We start from the raw sequence: 17645 nt of genomic DNA, 5'->3' as shown, positions 1-17645 counted from the left end.
CTCGAAATTCACACGGCAATGGCGCAAGCCACATGACCCACCACGATCAAGGTCTTCGCTGCAGCAGGACCACCGCATCGGCGGCCATGCCTTCTTCCCGTCCGACAAACCCCAAACGTTCGGTGGTTGTCGCTTTAATGTTGATACAAGAAACCGCGCACTCAAGATGCTCGGCAATGGTTCGGCGCATCGCCGCCAGGTGAGGGGCCAGTTTAGGTGCCTGCGCTTGAATCGTCAGGTCGCAATTGACCAGTTGATAGCCATCACCGGCCAAATCCCGCCACACCCGTTCGAGCAAAACCGTCGAGCGAATGTCTTTAAATTCTTTTTGGTCATCGGGAAACCAATGCCCAATGTCGCCGCGTCCGGCCGCACCAAGCAAAGCGTCAATCAAGGCATGTAACGCGACGTCGGCGTCACTGTGCCCCAAGAGACCCCGTTCGGCCTTTATTTCCACCCCGCCCAAAAACAAGGGCCGACCTTTGGCAAACCGATGCACGTCGTAGCCATGGCCGATGCGCGGCGAAGCAATTTCGTTCGTTGCCGCGGCTGTTGGGACTGTCTTGGCTGATTCCAACAAAACTAAATCCTCGCGATGGGTAATTTTTCGGTTACCGTGGGTGGCGGCAAAAACAGTAATCGGGTAACCGCGGGCCTCCACCAGACCCGCCTCGTCGGTAAACACCACGTCGCCACCCTCTGACGCGTGGCGCTGATAGGATGCCGTCAGCCATGACCAACGAAACATCTGCGGCGTTTGTGCATGATACGTGGTGGTGCGGTCCAGAGTTCGAAGGATCACCCCGTCGGCATCCACTTGTTTCAGGGTGTCCACCGCCGGTGCGGCAAAAATGAGCGCACCATGTTCCTCGCAAGCCTTCCAAGCAGCGGCAACATCGGCTTGTTGGAGAAAGGGGCGCGCGGCATCGTGAATCGCCACGAGATCGTCGGGGTCTGGTGCATATTGGGCCGCCAGTGCATCAACGGCGTTTTTTACGGATTGAAATCGCGTATCACCGCCGTCCACAACCACGGCGGTATCGCCCAAATGCGCGACAAAACGTGCGCGAAATTCGACCGGCACCGGTACAAAAACCGGAACATCTTTAAAAAAGGTCAAGCTTTCTTGCAAAACAGTGTGTGATCCCAGCGGCAACAACTGCTTGGGATAGGGCAAACCCATCCGCGTACCGATCCCGCCGGCTGGAATAATCGCAAAACGCCGCACCATAGAACCTTCCCCCGAGATGCTTCCGCCAAGGGCCGAAAGTGAGAAACAAGCAAACGATGATTCAAACCGGTATTCCCTTGAAACCGGAAACGATAACACGGTTGCCCGTACTTGGCCAGCACCGGAGCACCGAGGCTGAAACGCCGATTGAGCCTCGCTCAAAATGAAACCGGCCCCCCCGTCAAGGGTGGATCCTCGTCTGCCGTTTAAAAGGTGACGCCGTCTTCGCCGAGGGGCAACAACCGCGGGTTTTAACCTAAGAGGCGCGATAAGAGTGAGGGATTTCCGCTAAAGATCTGGAGTGAAATGGCTTGGAAAAAGCGGGCCGGGGCCGCGCACGACGCCCACCCGCCGGGCGCGGTGAGCATTTTCACAGGCCGTTGTAGCCCAGAGGGTTAGCTAAAATCACCGCGCGTTATCGCGCTTCTAAAGTTTAACCAAGAGCGCGGCCGGCTCAAACAATGGCAAAGACAGGAGGTTCTTGGTCTAAATAAGTTAGACGCGTTCTGAAATCTTTATGTATTTGTTCCGACAACATTTTCATATTATCAAAACGGCGCTCATCTCGCATGAAACGCCCCAGGCAGAGCACCAACTCTTCCCCGTAAATATCCCCGCTAAAATCAAACAAATGAGTCTCCACCCGTGTACCAGTCGCCCCCACCGTCGGATTGGTTCCCACGTTGGTGATCGCACGATACCAGGCATGCCGCACCCTCGCCCAGGATGCATACACCCCAAAACGCGGCAGTAACTCGTTATAGACAACTAAGTTAGCCGTCGGCGCATCTATCGTTCGACCCAGCCGGCGACCTTTGACAACCTGACCTTGCAAGAAGTAGGGGCGTCCCAACAAAGCGCTTGCTTCCTCAATGCGACCGTCGGCGATACATGCACGAATGCGCGAAGACGAAATCGGTGCCGCTTCACAGCGTTGCGCTTCAATGTGCTCAAAGGCAAAACCAAATTCCGGGGCGAGCCGTGCCAGCGTGTGAATATCCCCCTCGCGCTTGAACCCAAAATGAAAATTAAAACCAACGATCAAACCACGGATATGTATGTGTTCACAAAGGTTAGCCACAAAGGCACGCGGTGAAAGTTTGGCAAAATCTCGATCAAAGGTTTTTACAACGTAATAATCAAGGCCGTAGTGCTTCAACAGCGCTTCTTTTTGCAAGGGTGTCTGCAACAATTTCGGCGCTTTGTCGGGGGCCAACACCTTAAGCGGATGTGGCTGAAAACTGAGAATCGCTGAAGCCGCCCCCAGCTCACACGCTTTTTGGCGTGCTCGCTGAATCATGGCTTGATGACCACGATGCACCCCGTCGAAATTGCCGATCATCAGCACAACCGGCTCCGCCAATTTCTGGTTATCCGAAATTCGCTTCACAACAACCACCAATCGGCCAAGTGGAGCAGTGTCATCGCATACAGACCGGCAACCAAGTCATCCAACACAATCCCAAAACCGCCTGGCAGGGTTTCGAGCTTGTAGGCGGGCCAAGGTTTCCAAATATCGAAAATGCGAAACAAGACCAGGCCCAGGATCATCAAATCTGGGCGCAGGGGTTGTGGAAAAAAGAGAAAGGTGGCGAACATACCGACAAACTCGTCGGCCACCACCACGGAGGGATCTTTGGTTTCGGTCATTTCCGCCACAATCCCGGATGAGTACACGGCCAAAGCGGTAAACCCAAGCAACATGATGAGCTGCAAAGGAATCGAGACAGGAAAGATCCAGTAAATGATCAACAAAGACACAATGGAGCCAACGGTTCCCGGGGCAAAGGAACTGAAACCGGAGCCGAACACGGTGGCAACAGTCCAATGAAAGTAACTTGCGGGCAGATAAGGTAATTTTTTGGGTGGAAGCGATCCCATACAAGCCTCGTCGAAAATAAGAGGGTCGGGGTGGTTTGGTTCGCGGGACAAACCAAACCGGCATGACTTATAACCTAAGAGGCGGGTTAAGAGCGAGGGGTTTTGGCTAAAGATCTGAAGCGAAATGGGTTGGAAAAAGTGGACCGGGGTCGCGCACGACCGCACCCGATGGGTGCGGTGAGCATTTTCACAGGCCGTTGCAGCCCAGAGGTTTAGCTAAAACCACCGCGACTTAACGCGCTTCTTAGATATAAGCATAAACAAAAGATGCCTTTACAGGAAGCGAGGAAGGCAGAGCAAGTGAGCAAGCGCGGACAAGCGCGCATGAAACCAAAAAGGACCAGACGTCCAGTCTGGTCCTTTTTGTACAGTTGTTGCGTTTTCTAGGGATCAATGATGGTTGCGCGCTACGAGAAAACCTCTTCTGTTTCTTCTACGGGCTGACCCTCGTCACTTTCGGTTTCGCACTTTGGCGCTTTGCGTGTAATCGCCTCATCAAGCACTTGTTGCAGGTAGGAATCTGCTTGATCCGTGGCCAGGTCTTTGACGATTTCGATTTCATCGACCAATCGCTTGCGGATCTGGTCGTACATGCGCTTTTCTTCAAAGGTGGCTTTGGTTTTGTTGATGAGATGATGGATGGTGACCACCACGGTACCCATGTCGGTGAAGTTGCCGGATTGACGCATCAACTCGAAACGACTTTTGCGGTTTTTGTGGTGCAATTTGGAGATTTTCTGGTCGGCCGTCCAAGACTCGACGCAGTGCTGAAGCTCAGATTCGGATACCAGGCGCCGAACGCCTACGCGCTCAACGTTATCCGTAGGGATGCTGATTTTCGTTTTCCCATCGCAAGAAACAAGGTCGTAGAAGTGAAGATTACGACCCGCGATTGTTTTATCGCATTCTTTCTCGATGACGAACACGCCGCCCTTCGGATAGAATACATGGTCTCCAGGTTTATACATATCACGTCCCTTACTATCAAAGTCGGACCAATGATACCCCAAAATCGGCTCATATTCAAGCCGACAGCAGTTCAGGTTTTAGACGAGCGCATTTTATGCAGACGGTTGTTTTACGTGGCATGCGTTTTTTTTGCGCAACACAAAACCTACAAACCACGCCAACCAAACCATTTACCAAAAGCAGAGCATCCCTCCCCAAAGCGCTTGTCGCGGCCATTTAGCGGTCCAATTCCTACTCACGACCAAACAGGACCGTAAGCTTGTCACTGGCCGCGGATAGCAAAACTAAGTCCTCAAAGTTATCCCCATTGATGTCGATAAATCGAACCCAGTCGGCCTGACCCGATCCACCGTAAATTCCGTCAAGCGTCGTATCGCGTGGGCTGCTGTAAAGCACCGCGGTGTTCGAGGTCTCCTGCACAAACAGCAAGGAACGCACGTCCGTCGCCCCCAAAACGGGGAAACTGGGATCCATCAACTGGGCATCGCCGTAATCGGTCACGGTGCGCGTGGAGAAGGTTCCCTCATTGTTGGTGTATACGTGGAACTGAGTCTCGGGACTGCCGTCTCGGTCCCGCTCCAGAATGCAAATATCCTGATCACCGTCGCCATCGTAATCCACCACATAAAGCGTGTGCTCCGATGTTATTCGGGTAAAGTCGTCGTCTACCTCGTCGCGATTGTCGAACCCAAAGTCATCATCGTCACCCAAGGCGACAGCCACCCCACCGGGCCCAAAAAACACCAAGTCGGGACGCGCGTCTCCATTAATATTGATCAGCTTTACCCGCTCATCCGCGTCCAATGTCGGCGCGGTCTGTTGGGTGAAGGCACCCTCACCATCGTGCTCATAAAGGTAAGCGCCGGCGTTGTCTTGGTACATCACCCCGCGCACGCCTGATTCACCGCGAAAAGTGGAAAAAGAATGGGTGGTGGCGGAACCGGTGAAGGGCTGCTCCAAATCGCTGATGTCGAAACCCGTTCCGCTGTTGGGTAGATACACCAGGGAACCACCGGCCAAAACAAACAAATCGTCGTAATTAAGGTTGTCGCGATTGCGGACAAAGTGGGCCTCGGTCACGGCGGCACCAAAATTCAGGTCGGTCGTGGTTTCGGCCGCATCGGAACTGTCAAAGGTCTGCAAGGTCACCAGATTACCGCTCAACAAGGCAACGGTCGCACGCGGTGCGTTATCACCGACACCGACGGCCAACCCCTCGGGCGTGCGGGTCAGGTCAATCACCAATTCCTCGCGAAAGGCCCCGGCATTAGCCGCTTCGGTCGCAATCACTTTGGTCTGAGGATCGTTGGAAAGGGTTTCACTGTAGCTGTTGCCACGATCCCTAGCCCGAACACTGATCCGGTATTCGGTACCGGCGTCCAAGCCCAGCAAGGCATAGCCGTGGGCACCCTCGGGCGTAATCACGCTGGGTTCGTCGGTGGCGACATCAAAGGTTTCCGAGCTTTTGCTGTACCAAATCGCGTAGCTCAATTCCTCGGGTTCGAGTAAATCATCGGTCGCGGGGGTCCAAGACAGCGCGATCTGGCTTTGGCTGATCGCGGTGGCGGTGACACCGCTGGTAAAGGTCGGCGGGTCACCGGTTTCGAGCGGTTCACACGCCGCAAATAAAACAGCAATCAGCAACAAGCAACAACATTTTTTCATCATTTCTCGGGGCTCCTGGAATAGGGGTGGAAAAAGGGACCGTTCCGCCACAAGGGGACGTTCGGCTTCAATTCGAGACGTGGCAGAAGCGCACATTTTCCGTGGATCAATCACTCAAAAGACACCGGAACAACGGTTTTGTCACAACATCCAGAGGCCGGCTCGGAGGAACACCATCGCGTTTTTCCGAAAACCGTTGTACTCCAGCCATCAAAAAACCGTTCACACCGGGCCTTTGCGGCCGGCAGGGCGGAGGGCGCAGCGCAAAACACGGCAAAAAGGACGGATCCTGCAATCGGGGGGCGGGACCGCGCAAGGGATCATCCTACCCATTCCCGCCACCCGTGCCAAGCGCGGGTACCGCGGAATTTAGCCCGAATTTCTCACGAGGAATGCTGCTGCGAAGCCGAAAGCCATGCGATTACGAGGGGGCGGCCTCCCGCGGAAGGTCGGCCCCGCGAAAGGTCGGCCCCCTGTGCCGCCTCTCGGTCGTAATCTTCGTATTCACAAGGCTTTCAGCTTCTCGCGACGAATCTTTGTGAGAAATGCGGGTTAGCCACGACGTGGCGGGCGAGGCACCCATACCGTCTGGGAGTCAAACGCGCGGGCCGCTGGAAAAGTCGAAAAAGATTCACCATTCCCAACAAAAGGTCCCTTTTTCACGGGGACGGAACCCAAACAACACCCGATCACTCAAATGGGCGGAAAGGTGTCGGGTGGATCATGAACATCCGAACAGATTTTATTGCGCCCCGACCGCTTCGCTCGGTACAACTGATCGTCGGCCCGCTTAAAAAATGCGGCAGGTGTTTCACCATCCCGGTACTGGGTAAGGCCGCCGCTTATGGTGGTTTGGAAACGCACTTTTTCAATGTGGTAGGGATTGCGACCGACAAATTGGTGCAAGCGATGGGCGACCATCAGCGATTGCTCGCCGTTACTGCCCGAGAAAATCACCGCAAACTCATCACCGCCCAGCCGATAAGTCAAATCAAGCTCCCGCAAGCTGGTGTTTAACAAGCCGGCAAAGTTAACCAAAACATCGTCACCAACTTGATGACCCCACTCGTCGTTGATTTCTTTAAAGTGATCGATATCGACCAGCAACAGAGATAGCGGCCCGTGGAAACGATTGGCCCGCTGGACCGCCTCCTCCAGGTTCCGGTCAAAGATGCGACGGTTCCACAGTCGCGTCAGATGGTCGCGCTCCGCCTCTAACTTACTCTGTTGCAACGCATTTTCGAGAATTTCAATTTGCTTCTGGTAAAAGGACAATTCAACCGCGATCCGACCGACGTCATTTTGAAAATCCTGACCGACAGCCCGCATGCGCGAACCGGCATCCAAAAAAATCGCGGACAGGGCCCGCAAATTATTTACGGTTTTGGCCTCTTGAATCTTATCGACGATCCCCTTCAAACTGTCGTCAACTTTGGAAGAAGACCGCAACGCGTCCTCGAGCAAGGCCAGGGCCTGGTCTAGTAAATGGTTAACGGTTTTTTTGGTCTGTTGGTCTTTGCCGGGAACAACCTCGGGTACCTCGGCTTGCTCGGCAAGCACCTCATCACGGGTTTCAAGGAAGGCACGAAACTTGGACACAAAAATGCGGTTGGAAGAAAAACGGGGCACATCGTGGATAAAAATACGGAGCGGTTGAAGCAGGGATTCCAGTTCATCCTGATCCTGGAGCAACAGCGACTCCAGAATGATTTCAATAATTTCGATGTACTTCTTTTCCAGCGCGGTACTCATGCGTTTTCCCAAAATCATTCGGCTGATGCCGGTACGCCCCTTGGCTGGAACAAACAGCAAGACGCGCTCGCGTAAACAACCGAGACAGATGCACACTGTTGAAAGTTATCTACAAATTTTACTCTGGTTTAATCCACGAACGAATGATTTTTTGTGCGTCGTCCACAAAACGGCGCGGATTTCCATCATTTTAAAGTTCCATCGCGAAGATCGCCGTGGCACCCAACAGTCGGCAAGACGAACCGGCCACAACGTGCCGGTCTCCTGCCGGTGGCAATTGCGCGGCAGCCCCGGCAAAATCAAGCACCGGCCGAGTGCGTTTGCGATGCTGGACAGCCGCCTGCTTTTCCCCTATGATAGAGCGCTTGAATTGGGAGTCGTCATGGATCGTTTAGAGGAAATCATTCAATATAGGTTCGACAAAAAAGAACTTCTTTTACAAGCACTGACGCACTCCTCCTACGGCTACGAACGTTCTGTTCCCCACAATGAGCGGCTCGAATTTTTGGGCGACTCGATTTTGGGTTATGTGGTTTCCCGGAACTTGTATCTCCAGTTCCCCAACAAAAATGAAGGCACCTTGTCGAAGCTGAAATCCGTATTGGTCTCATCCAAAACCTTAGCTCGAAAAGCCAAAGAAATACAACTCGGCGAGGTTTTGCGCTTGGGTCGCGGTGAACGCAAAGCAGGCGGCCACAAGAAAACATCGATTTTAGCAGACGCGGTCGAGGCTTTGATCGGCGCGGTCTCTCTGGACGGCGGCCTTGATAAAGCCGACGAATTAATTAACGTGCTTTTTGGCGAGGACATCGCCAACGCCACCATAGAAATTAAAAACGCGGTGGATTTTAAAACCCTTTTACAGGAAAAACTTCAAGAACAAGGACTGGGCTTGCCGAAGTACATCTTAAAAAGCGAGGAAGGACCGGCACACAGCCGTGTTTTTCGCGTCTGCGCCGAGGTCGGTGGTTATGCCGGACCGGTAGGCGAAGGAACCTCCAAAAAAAACGCCCAGCAAGAGAGTGCCAGACTGCTTTTGGACGACACAAACTTCTGGAATGAAGTCGAATCAAACCAAGCGGTTCAGGCCAAATAGGAGCCTATTTTGGAAGAGCGCTTACAGAAAATTATCGCCCGCGCGGGCGTGGCATCCCGTCGCGATGCCGAACAACTGATCCTTGACGGTTTGGTCACGGTTAATGGCGAACAGATCACCGAGTTGGGTGCCAAAGCCGACCCAAACAAAGACCACATCAAGGTTAAGGGCAAATTGCTGCAATTGGATCAGGTCGCCAACTACTACGTCTTGCTGAACAAACCCAAGGGGGTCGTATCAACGGTACACGATCCCGAGGGCCGCACCACGGTCACCGAGCTGGTCAAAGGCATCAAGGCCAGGCTTTACCCGGTCGGCCGTCTCGACGTAAACACGGAAGGCGCCTTGCTCCTTACCAACGACGGCGAGTTAACCAACAAACTGCTGGCCCCGGCCTCAAAATGTCCCAAGATCTATGTGGTCAAGGTATTCGGAACCCCCTCCGAGAAAACCCTGGAACGGTTGAAGCGGGGCTTGACGGTGGAAGGCACCCGCTACAACCCCTGTGACGTAGAGGTCCTCAAAAGCGGCAACAACACCTGGATTAAAGTCGTGCTATTTGAAGGTAAAAACCTGCAAATCCGCAAGATGTTCGAGGTTGTCGGCCACCCCGTTTCCAAATTGAAACGCATTGCTTTCGCCTTCCTGACCACCAACGGCCTGGAGCAAGGCGAATGGCGCGAGCTTAACGAGGTCGAGGTCGCGCGTCTGAAAAAAGCCGAGTACGATTCACTGATCCCCATCAACCCGCTGCGCTTTTTGCGCGATTACGGGGTTGAGGTCCGTCGTCGCCCCGCCAAATCCTCAAAGTGGACCCAAAAACGCGGTGCCTCCGGCAAACCCAAGTCAACCGCAAGCTTCCAACGCGACGGGATCGGAAAAAAACGAGACGGCGACGCCCGCAAATCCGGCGGTGATTTCAAACGTCGCGACCAAGGCGGCGAAAAAGGCACGTCCACCGGCTACCGCGGCCGTGACGGCGACGGCGACAAGCGCCGTTCCGAGGGCGGCTACCGCGGTCGTGACGGCGACAAGCGCCGTTCCGAGGGCGGCTACCGCGGTCGTGACGGCGACAACCGTCGTTCCGAGGGTGGCTACCGCGGCCGTGACGGCGACAACCGTCGTTCCGAGGGTGGCTACCGCGGCCGTGACGGCGACAACCGCCGTTCCGAGGGTGGCCACCGCGGTCGTGACGGCGACAACCGTCGTTCCGAGGGCGGCTACCGCGGTCGTGACGGCGACAACCGTCGTTCCGAGGGCGGCTACCGCGGTCGTGACGGCGACAACCGTCGTTCCGAGGGTGGCTACCGCGGTCGTGACGGCGACAACCGTCGTTCCGAAGGTGGCTACCGCGGCCGTGACGGCGACAACCGTCGTTCCGAGGGCGGCTACCGCGGTCGTGACGGCGACAACCGTCGTTCCGAGGGCGGCTACCGCGGCCGTGACGGCGACAACCGTCGTTCCGAGGGTGGCTACCGCGGTCGTGACGGCGACAACCGCCGTTCCGAGGGCGGCTACCGCGGTCGTGACGGCGACAACCGCCGTTCCGAGGGCGGCTACCGCGGTCGTGACGGCGACGGCGCCAGTGGAAAATCCGGCGGTGGCTACCGCGGTCGCGACGAGGGCTCCCGCGAGGGAAAACGCCGTGAAAGCGGTGACGGCGAACGCCGTGGCGGCGCGGATAAACGAAGTGGGACCAAATCATCGCGCGGCCCCGGACGCGGCACCGGGAAACCGGGCGAAAGCGGCAGCGCCCACGGTAAAGCGCGCTACAAACCGTTTAACAAAGACCGCGGCGGCATCGGCGGCCGCGGCTCACGCGGTGGTCCCAAGGGCGGCGGACGCGGCCCGGGTAAATCATCCCGCGGCGGTCGCCGCTAACACGACCGAGAGAAAACGCGCGAAGGGGCCGCTCAGGCCCCGCCCTTGATGTGACGACGATGAGGAGAACCCCTTGCCCATCACCCAAGTCATCGCTATCGACGGCCCCAGCGGGGTCGGCAAAAGCACCGTGGCCAAAGCAGTCGCCAACCACCTGGGCTGGACCTACCTAGATACCGGTGCGACCTACCGGGCGGTCACGCTCGCTTGGCTAGAGGCGGACAGCGACCCCTCTCTTTTAGAACAGCCCACCTGGCTCCAAAACCTCGGCGTCGACTTCCAAGCAGGTGACATCCTGCTGGGCACCCGGCGGGTCAACAAAGCGATTCGCGAACCGGAAGTCACCGCCAACGCCAGCTTTGTCAGCGCCCAAGCAGCGGTGCGCACCTACCTCACCGAACTCCAGCGACAGATTGCCCGCAAACGGCCCTGCATCCTCGACGGACGCGACATCGGCACCGTTGTTTTTCCCGACGCCTTGCTAAAGGTTTTCCTCACCGCCGATGATGCGGTTCGCGCCAAACGCCGCTGGTACCAAATCGGCGGCGATCAAGCAAACCAAACCTTGGACGAAGTCTTAACCGCCCTCCAAGAACGAGACCGCAAGGACAGCAGCCGCACCTTGGCCCCTCTCAAGCCGGCAAAAGACGCCTGGACACTAGAAACAAATACGTTAAGCCAAGAAGAGGTCATTGATCGCATCGAGTGCGAAGCACGCCGCCGCTTCAAAATAAACCCAGCATGATCTTCCAACTGGTCGAACGGTTGCGCGGTATGCTCATGCCGACCCCGTTTTGGCCGATTTCGCCGTGGAAGCGCGGCGAATACCTCGCCCGTCGCTGGTACCACCGGCGCGGCTACCACCTGCTTGCCAAAAACTGGCGCCACGGCCGCGGCGAAATCGATCTCATCATGGCCAACCCACGTGAAGTCGTGTTTGTCGAGGTCAAGGCGCGAAGCGGCACCACCGAACCGGCCTTACACACCACGCTTTCACCCGACCAAAAGAAACGGCTCACCCGGCTGGCACAACGCTACCTCAACCAATGGCCGGAACAAAGGATCCCCTGGCGCTTCGATTTGGTTCTAGTCTGGTTGCGGCGCGACCGCCGTCACCGCATCATTTGCACCCGAATGCTCAAGCCTTAAACCGCCTTTCCGAAAGGGTTGCAGGCCCTCAAACAGCGGCGTGGCACCCCGGTGGTTTGTGCTGCTTTGTCCGATGACATGTGCTTTAATGAACCTACCCATCGCCGCAGCTTGAACCCCGAAAACGTCCGTTTGACAGACACTCCGCTTGCGTTCAAAACCAACGCACCCGCCGAGATGCGGCGAAACCAGATGGATCAGCGAGGGGCGCTCCCGTGCGAAGCGCCAAAAAACGTCCGTCCCCCCTTTCCGCCGTCAAGAACCCGAGTCGAACGCCGATGCGTATTACGGACCACCTTATATCAACGGAAACCCCAAGCCTATGAGTCAAACATCTACGATCGGTCGTTACGAAGTCGTTAATTTACTCGGCGAAGGGGCCATGGGTAATGTTTTCAAGGCGCAAGACCCGGCCATCAAACGCACCGTCGCCATCAAAACAATCAAACTCGACGCCACCCGCAACGAGAAGGACGCCAAGGAGTTCCTAGAACGCTTCCGCCTGGAAGCCCAGATCAGCGGTACCCTGCACCATCCCAACATCGTCAGCATCTTCGACGTCGGCGAAGAGAACGGCACCCCCTACATCGCCATGGAATACGTCGAGGGCCAAACCCTGAGCGACCTCATCTACCAAGACCCGCGTCCCACCTTTCCCGACCTGGTGCAAATTCTGTTTCAAATCGCCAATGCGCTTGACTTCGCCCATGCCAAGAATGTGGTCCACCGCGATCTCAAACCCTCCAACATCATGGTTCAAGACGACGGCACCGCCAAAATTATGGACTTCGGCATCGCCAAACACGCCGATTCCCACCTGACCCAAACCGGGGTCTTTCTCGGCACCCCCAGCTACAGCAGCCCCGAACAAGTTCGCGAGGGCCAAGTTGATTCACGCAGCGACACCTTCTCCTTCGCCATCTTGACCCACGAGGCGTTAACCGGCTACCTGCCGTTCCCCGGCAAATCGATCTCCGCCATTCTTTACAAAATCGCCAACGAAGATCCCACCATGGCGCCCAATATCCATCTGCTCCCCATCGACGGCGGCTTGTTTCGCCAACTCTTCCAGAAAGCGCTGGCCAAAAACCCGGAAGAACGCTTCCAGTCATCAACCGAATTCATCAAAGCCCTCATCGGCGCCCTGCGCCTCTCGAAAACGGACCAAGAACGCGTCAACGCCTTCTCGCAAATGAGCGGCCCGGTTTACACACCCACTTTCGGCATCCAAAAAAGCTTGCAACGCTCCGATTTCGAAATCGCACAAGGCGCGGAAACACTCGATAAAACGGTCAAGATCGACGGGGTCACCACCAATCGCAACACCAGAAACCGCCCTCGCCCCTCGACGCCGGGCCAAGAAACCCATACCGCACCGGCCAACCGCGGCACCCTGATGACCCTGTTCCTCCTGTTGGTTCTGATCGTCCTAGGAGGCGTCGCCTGGAAAAACGGCCTGTTTCAGACCTTGTTCGAAGAGGTGCCCGAACTGGAAACCGTGAAGAACCTGACCAAGAAAACGGAAACAACCGTGCCGCCGGAAACCACCGAGACCACGCCCCCGCCCAAACGCGAACCGGTGAACGTCAACCTCCTCATCAAAACCATTCCTCCCGGCGCACGAACCCGGATGGACGGCGTTGAAATCGGCACCACCCCCTTTTCTTTTCAAATGACGGCGGAGCCAGGAAGCGAAAAAGCGTTTACCTTTGATCTCGCGGGCTACAAACAACGCGGGGTCCAAATCACCCTCGCCGAGGATATGGAACCCCAGCTGGAGGTCGCCCTGGCGGCGGGAACCTTCACCCGCGCCATTGTCACCAAACCGGCCGGGGCCACGATTTTGGTGGACGGCAAAACAGTGGGAGAAAGCCCACTGGACCATCCCTTCGTCCACGGCCGCCGCTACCGTCTGCGTTTTCAACTTGCGGATTACCACGACCGGAGCTTCACCTATACGGAGGGCAAGACCGACGTAAGTTCCTTAAACTACACACTTAAAAAGAAACCGCCCCCTGGCGAAGTCCGCGTTAAAACGCTGATGGAGGACCTGCTGCTCAGCAGCGGCGAAACCCAGACCAAAGGTACAAAAATCTCGCTCGGCGAAGGCCAACACCAACTCACGCTGCGCTCCAAGCGCTACTTCTACAAACAAACCATGACGGTCCAGGTCACCGCCGGGAAAACCCAAACCGTGGACACCCCGGTTGTCATCACCATCCCCAAAATCGATTTCATCGGCGACTACGTCAAGGTCAAAATCAACGGCGATTTTGTCAAATCCAACGGTAAGGTGGATACCACGCCCCTGGTAAACATAAAGATAGCGGCCGGCACCCACCAGTTTGATTTTGTAGATCGAAATGATAAGATAGTCGCCCAAAAAACAATCGAGGTAAAGCGCAGTGAAGCGATTACCGTGGCTGCCGAACAGTAGGACACGCCTTATGCGAACCATTATGATGTTGCCGGCTTGGATGCTGTTGATCTGTGCATTCGGCCAAGCCCAGAACAACGATCAGGCGGAACGCCTGCTCGAAAACGCCGTAACCTTTATGAACGCCGGAAAGTACAAAGAGGCCTTGGCCGATTTGGACACCATCATCAACAGCTTCGCCGACACGCCCACGGCCTCACGCGCGCTGTTGCAAATGGGTACCTACTACCTGGACGTGGAACAAAACTACGACAAGGCACTGGGTTACTTTTCGCAAATCCAAAGTCGCTACGCGGGCAGTGAAGAAGCACCCGCCGCCTTTTTCTACAAAGCCCAAATTGTCGAAGACCAGGGACAAACCCCGGCCCAATTGGAAGAGGCCGTCGCCGACCTGATTCGCATGAGCAACCTCTACCCAAACAATGCCTGGCGCCTGGAAGCCAACTTCCTCTTCGGCAAACTCAACCTGCGCCTCAACGACTACGACCTGGCTCTCAGTCACTTCCAACGGCTCGAGTTTTTCTTTAACCGCTCCAAACGCGTGCCGCTTGCTTTGCTGCTCAGTGCCGAGGCCGCCTTCAAACGCGGCGACGCGGGCCAAGCCCAACTCATCTTGGCCAGACTTCAGCGAAACTTTGGAACCAGCGAAGAAGCGGAACAAGCCGGCCGACTGCTGCGCAGTCTCAACCGTTTTACCCAAGGCCGCTACCCCAACCTGCAATTAGACACCGCTTTTTACGGCGCCACCCCCAAACAATTCGCCTCACCCGCCGCGGTGCTGATTGACCGCGACAACCTGGTGGGCGTGGTTGACAACAAGGGCGGCCACTTCGGCAGTCTCACCCCCGGCGCCACGGTGCCCAACGGCACCAGCAGCCGCGACCTGCGTGGTTTTACCCGGGATCGCAACGGCCGTCTGGTTCTCGTCTACAAAGACCGCATCGACCCCCTCGACAGCACCCTCAGCTTCGGCAGCCTCAGCAACAACGGCGAAAGCCTCGGCGACATTCGCGCCGCCGCGGTGGATCACTTCGGACGGCTGTTCGTGGTCGACGACGATGTTCGCGACATGTGGGCTTTTTCCCGCGACGGCCAACATATCAAAAGCTTCGGGCTCAACCGTCCCAAGCTGGTCCGTTGTTACCAGAACGAAATCTGGGTTTTGAACAACGACAGCGACACCTTCACCGCGTTTAACGCCGAGCTAGACCGCTTACCCCTGTCCGGCTTCAACAACTTAAGCGATATCAAAGACTTCGACTTCGACGCCTTCGGTCACCTGTACGTGCTGAGCAGCAAAGGCGCGGTGCTCTCGATTTGGCGTCGCGACGGCACCGCCCTCTACTCGGTGAACCTCAAAGACGGTACCTATCCCCTCAAAACGGCTGAATCGGTGACGGTCGATCTTTCCGGCGCCGTTTATTTGGCCGACCGTCGCGGCGGCGCTGTCTACCGTTTTCAGTAAGCCCTTGGATTTTGGGAGCAACGACCATGTCAGTGACGTTTTTGTTTATTTTATTATGGTTCCAAGACGGCATCACCTCCGAGACGCTGGACACCAACACCCAGAGCGACCGGTTCCAACAAGCCGTCAAGGTTTACAACTCGGTCCAACGGGATCAATCCCGAGACCTCTTTGAAAACTTGGTCGCCGAACTGGAAGACAAGGACGACCGCACCGAAGACGATCAACTGATTCTGGTCGAAAGCTTGAAGTTTCTCGGCGTCCTCAGTTACCCCGACGGCACACGTGCCTACTTCGAACGCCTGATCCGCTTTGAGCCCACCTACGAGGCCAGCCCCAACGATCTCCCACCCAAAATCGTCGCCGAATTCGACAAACTCAAAACCAGCTTGGTGGCGACCCTCACGGTGAAAGCCAACGACGGCGCCGACTTCACCGGCCTCCCCGAGGTGAGCCTGCTCGTCGACGGCCGCGAAATCGGCACCTTCGACGGAGAAGGCACCTTCGACGTTTTGTCGGGAACCCGCATCATCACCCTGCGCAAGGCCAATTACACCGAGCATGAAGAAACCATGGATATCAACCCCGGTGATCAGGCCCAAATCGAAGCAACCCTGGCCCGTACCAAAGCGCGTTTGGTGTTTACCACCGTCCCATCGGAAGTCAATATTTTCATTAACGACGAACCCGTCACCAAAACCGATCAACCCCTGCGCTTCGATTACCGCAACGCCATCATCCAGATGGGGCTCAACGAGGACCAAGCCGCATCAACCTCGGTCGACAACATGGACCCCGGTACCTATACCCTGCGCTTTGAGAAACCCTGTTACAAAACCGCCGTGTTTTCCATGCCGATTGAAGAACTCAAAGAGATCCTGGTAAAGCCGATTCGCCTGGAGCCCAGCGAAGCCACCCTCTCGGTCAGCACGCCCAAGGAAGCAACCGGCATTGTGTTTCTCGACCAAACCCGCATCGGCATTTTACCCATCGAAAACCACCGTGTTTGCCCCGGTGACTACACCCTGCGCGTCAAATTCAGCGACGGTGAATTCGTCAAACGCGTTCGTTTTGCCGACGACGCTCAAGCCAACATCACCGCGGAACCCCTGCCTTCCATTGCTTGGTTCGGCCTTAAATCGCGCGAAGAAGGCGATCCTCCGGAAGATCCCAACCAACTGATGAACGGGCTCCAGTCGTGGAATGTCATTTCGGTCGACCCCCACAATACCAACAAGGTTCCCGTAAATCCCTTTGCCATTCTGTTCGGCAACCGCACCATCAGCGCCGAGGACCGCGCCTCCCTGACCCGCCACCTGCGCATGGACCTCTATGTCGCCGCGCGCGTCGTGCGTAAAAAGGTGGTGATCCGCCATCTCGAAGTCGCGTTCTGGACGCCGCTCAGCAACCAGATCCAAGTGGTGTCTTTTGATTTCCGCGCCTTTGATCAGTTCCGTTCCATGCTCAAACAAATGGATCAACTGCCTGAATTGGTTCAACCCTGGCTCGGTTTGCAAGTCGGTCGCCTGGAAGGGCGTCCCGGCGGCAAGGTACTCGGGGTCAACCCACAAAGCCCGTTTAAAGACCGCATCGAAGTCGGTGCCGTCATCGAAAAAATTAACGGGGTGCCCATGCGCCGCCCCGACGAGCTAACCACGGCCGCCCAACAAGAGGTCGTCCGTTTGCAAGTGGGTGATCGCGTTATTGACGGTACCCCGATCCAAGCACTTGCGGAGGTTCCCTTCGACCCCGTGCGTGCTTGTCCCCAAGCTTCACTGGCGATGTTCGAGAAATTGGCCAAATACAACCCCGACCCACTGATTCGCCTTTCGGCTCGCTTCAATCAGGCGCGTTTTCAGTTCTTTTTGGGTGACTACAAGGAAGCCTTCGATATATTCTCGACCATGACCATCGATTTTCCCTATGGCATAAACCAGGGAACGCTCTATTTCTATCAAGGTCTTTGTTTCCAGAAGTTGAAATTACCTGCCGAGGCCACCGCGGCCTTTACCCAGGTGCTCAACTACCCCCATGCGACGTTGTTCCACGCCGACGGTCCCAAGGCCGCTTTTTGGGCCGAAACCGAGCTGAAAAACCCCAACTTTTAGACGCGCCACCC

Annotated in this window: 13 protein-coding genes; 7 read left to right on the top strand and 6 right to left on the bottom strand. The window is 56.1% G+C overall.

Annotated features, from left to right (window positions below):
- Positions 1 to 46: 46 nt before the first annotated feature.
- The 6 genes from ispF to J3U88_RS00570 form a co-directional block, all read right to left on the bottom strand.
- Positions 47 to 1231, bottom strand: coding sequence for a 2-C-methyl-D-erythritol 2,4-cyclodiphosphate synthase (ispF, locus tag J3U88_RS34570; protein ID WP_207856172.1), 1185 nt, complete (start codon positions 1229 to 1231; stop codon positions 47 to 49).
- Between the two features lie 454 nt (positions 1232 to 1685).
- Entirely contained in the window at positions 1686 to 2621 is a 936-nt protein-coding gene (locus J3U88_RS00590; protein ID WP_207856171.1) for a bifunctional riboflavin kinase/FAD synthetase, read from the bottom strand.
- A complete protein-coding gene (locus J3U88_RS00585) occupies positions 2618 to 3112 on the bottom strand; it encodes a phosphatidylglycerophosphatase A family protein (protein WP_207856170.1) in 495 nt (164 codons plus the stop codon). The genes J3U88_RS00590 and J3U88_RS00585 overlap by 4 nt, the downstream gene beginning before the upstream one ends.
- Before the next feature lie 407 nt (positions 3113 to 3519).
- Positions 3520 to 4080, bottom strand: a complete 561-nt coding sequence (locus tag J3U88_RS00580) for a CarD family transcriptional regulator (RefSeq protein ID WP_207856169.1) — start codon at positions 4078 to 4080, stop codon at positions 3520 to 3522.
- Positions 4081 to 4312: 232 nt separating this feature from the next.
- A complete protein-coding gene (locus J3U88_RS00575; RefSeq protein ID WP_207856168.1) occupies positions 4313 to 5749 on the bottom strand; it encodes a fibronectin type III domain-containing protein in 1437 nt (478 codons plus the stop codon).
- Between the two features lie 690 nt (positions 5750 to 6439).
- Positions 6440 to 7498: a GGDEF domain-containing protein gene (locus tag J3U88_RS00570; protein ID WP_207856167.1), complete on the bottom strand. Its 1059-nt coding sequence runs from the start codon at positions 7496 to 7498 to the stop codon at positions 6440 to 6442.
- On the opposite strand from J3U88_RS00570, the gene rnc reads away from it, so the two are divergent.
- The 7 genes from rnc to J3U88_RS00535 all read left to right on the top strand — a co-directional run bounded on the left by rnc (position 7497) and on the right by J3U88_RS00535 (position 17634).
- Positions 7497 to 8594, top strand: a complete 1098-nt coding sequence (gene rnc / locus J3U88_RS00565; protein ID WP_207856166.1) for a ribonuclease III — start codon at positions 7497 to 7499, stop codon at positions 8592 to 8594. The genes J3U88_RS00570 and rnc overlap by 2 nt on opposite strands.
- A gap of 9 nt (positions 8595 to 8603) precedes the next feature.
- Entirely contained in the window at positions 8604 to 10475 is a 1872-nt protein-coding gene (locus J3U88_RS00560) for a pseudouridine synthase (protein ID WP_207856165.1), read from the top strand.
- 73 nt (positions 10476 to 10548) lie between these two features.
- Positions 10549 to 11220 carry a (d)CMP kinase gene (cmk, locus tag J3U88_RS00555; protein WP_207856164.1) on the top strand — a complete coding sequence of 224 codons (672 nt, stop codon included), beginning with the start codon at positions 10549 to 10551 and terminating at the stop codon, positions 11218 to 11220.
- Positions 11217 to 11624, top strand: a complete 408-nt coding sequence (locus tag J3U88_RS00550; RefSeq protein ID WP_207856163.1) for a YraN family protein — start codon at positions 11217 to 11219, stop codon at positions 11622 to 11624. The genes cmk and J3U88_RS00550 overlap by 4 nt, the downstream gene beginning before the upstream one ends.
- A 322-nt stretch (positions 11625 to 11946) precedes the next feature.
- Positions 11947 to 14061 (top strand): serine/threonine protein kinase, encoded by a 2115-nt coding sequence (locus J3U88_RS00545; RefSeq protein ID WP_207856162.1) that lies wholly within the window; start codon positions 11947 to 11949, stop codon positions 14059 to 14061.
- Positions 14062 to 14071: 10 nt separating this feature from the next.
- Positions 14072 to 15526, top strand: coding sequence for a tetratricopeptide repeat protein (locus J3U88_RS00540; protein ID WP_207856161.1), 1455 nt, complete (start codon positions 14072 to 14074; stop codon positions 15524 to 15526).
- A gap of 26 nt (positions 15527 to 15552) precedes the next feature.
- On the top strand, positions 15553 to 17634 hold the full coding sequence (locus J3U88_RS00535; RefSeq protein WP_207856160.1) for a hypothetical protein: 2082 nt from the start codon (positions 15553 to 15555) through the stop codon (positions 17632 to 17634).
- Positions 17635 to 17645: the final 11 nt, after the last annotated feature.

The organism is Acanthopleuribacter pedis (assembly GCF_017377855.1).
Classification (GTDB): Bacteria; Acidobacteriota; Holophagae; order Acanthopleuribacterales; family Acanthopleuribacteraceae; genus Acanthopleuribacter; species Acanthopleuribacter pedis.
This window is presented reverse-complemented; position numbering and strand designations above follow the sequence as displayed.

Bases quoted from the DNA above. Each gene is read 5' to 3' on its own strand.
- J3U88_RS00540 (WP_207856161.1), top strand. From the start codon at position 14,072: ATGCGAACCATTATGATGTTGCCGGCTTGGATGCTGTTGATCTGTGCA.
- J3U88_RS00545 (WP_207856162.1), top strand. From the start codon at position 11,947: ATGAGTCAAACATCTACGATCGGTCGTTACGAAGTCGTTAATTTACTC.
- ispF (WP_207856172.1), bottom strand. From the start codon at position 1,231: ATGGTGCGGCGTTTTGCGATTATTCCAGCCGGCGGGATCGGTACGCGG.
- J3U88_RS00575 (WP_207856168.1), bottom strand. From the start codon at position 5,749: ATGATGAAAAAATGTTGTTGCTTGTTGCTGATTGCTGTTTTATTTGCG.
- J3U88_RS00585 (WP_207856170.1), bottom strand. From the start codon at position 3,112: ATGGGATCGCTTCCACCCAAAAAATTACCTTATCTGCCCGCAAGTTAC.
- J3U88_RS00535 (WP_207856160.1), top strand. From the start codon at position 15,553: ATGTCAGTGACGTTTTTGTTTATTTTATTATGGTTCCAAGACGGCATC.
- J3U88_RS00550 (WP_207856163.1), top strand. From the start codon at position 11,217: ATGATCTTCCAACTGGTCGAACGGTTGCGCGGTATGCTCATGCCGACC.
- J3U88_RS00580 (WP_207856169.1), bottom strand. From the start codon at position 4,080: ATGTATAAACCTGGAGACCATGTATTCTATCCGAAGGGCGGCGTGTTC.
- rnc (WP_207856166.1), top strand. From the start codon at position 7,497: ATGCGTTTTCCCAAAATCATTCGGCTGATGCCGGTACGCCCCTTGGCT.
- J3U88_RS00570 (WP_207856167.1), bottom strand. From the start codon at position 7,498: ATGAGTACCGCGCTGGAAAAGAAGTACATCGAAATTATTGAAATCATT.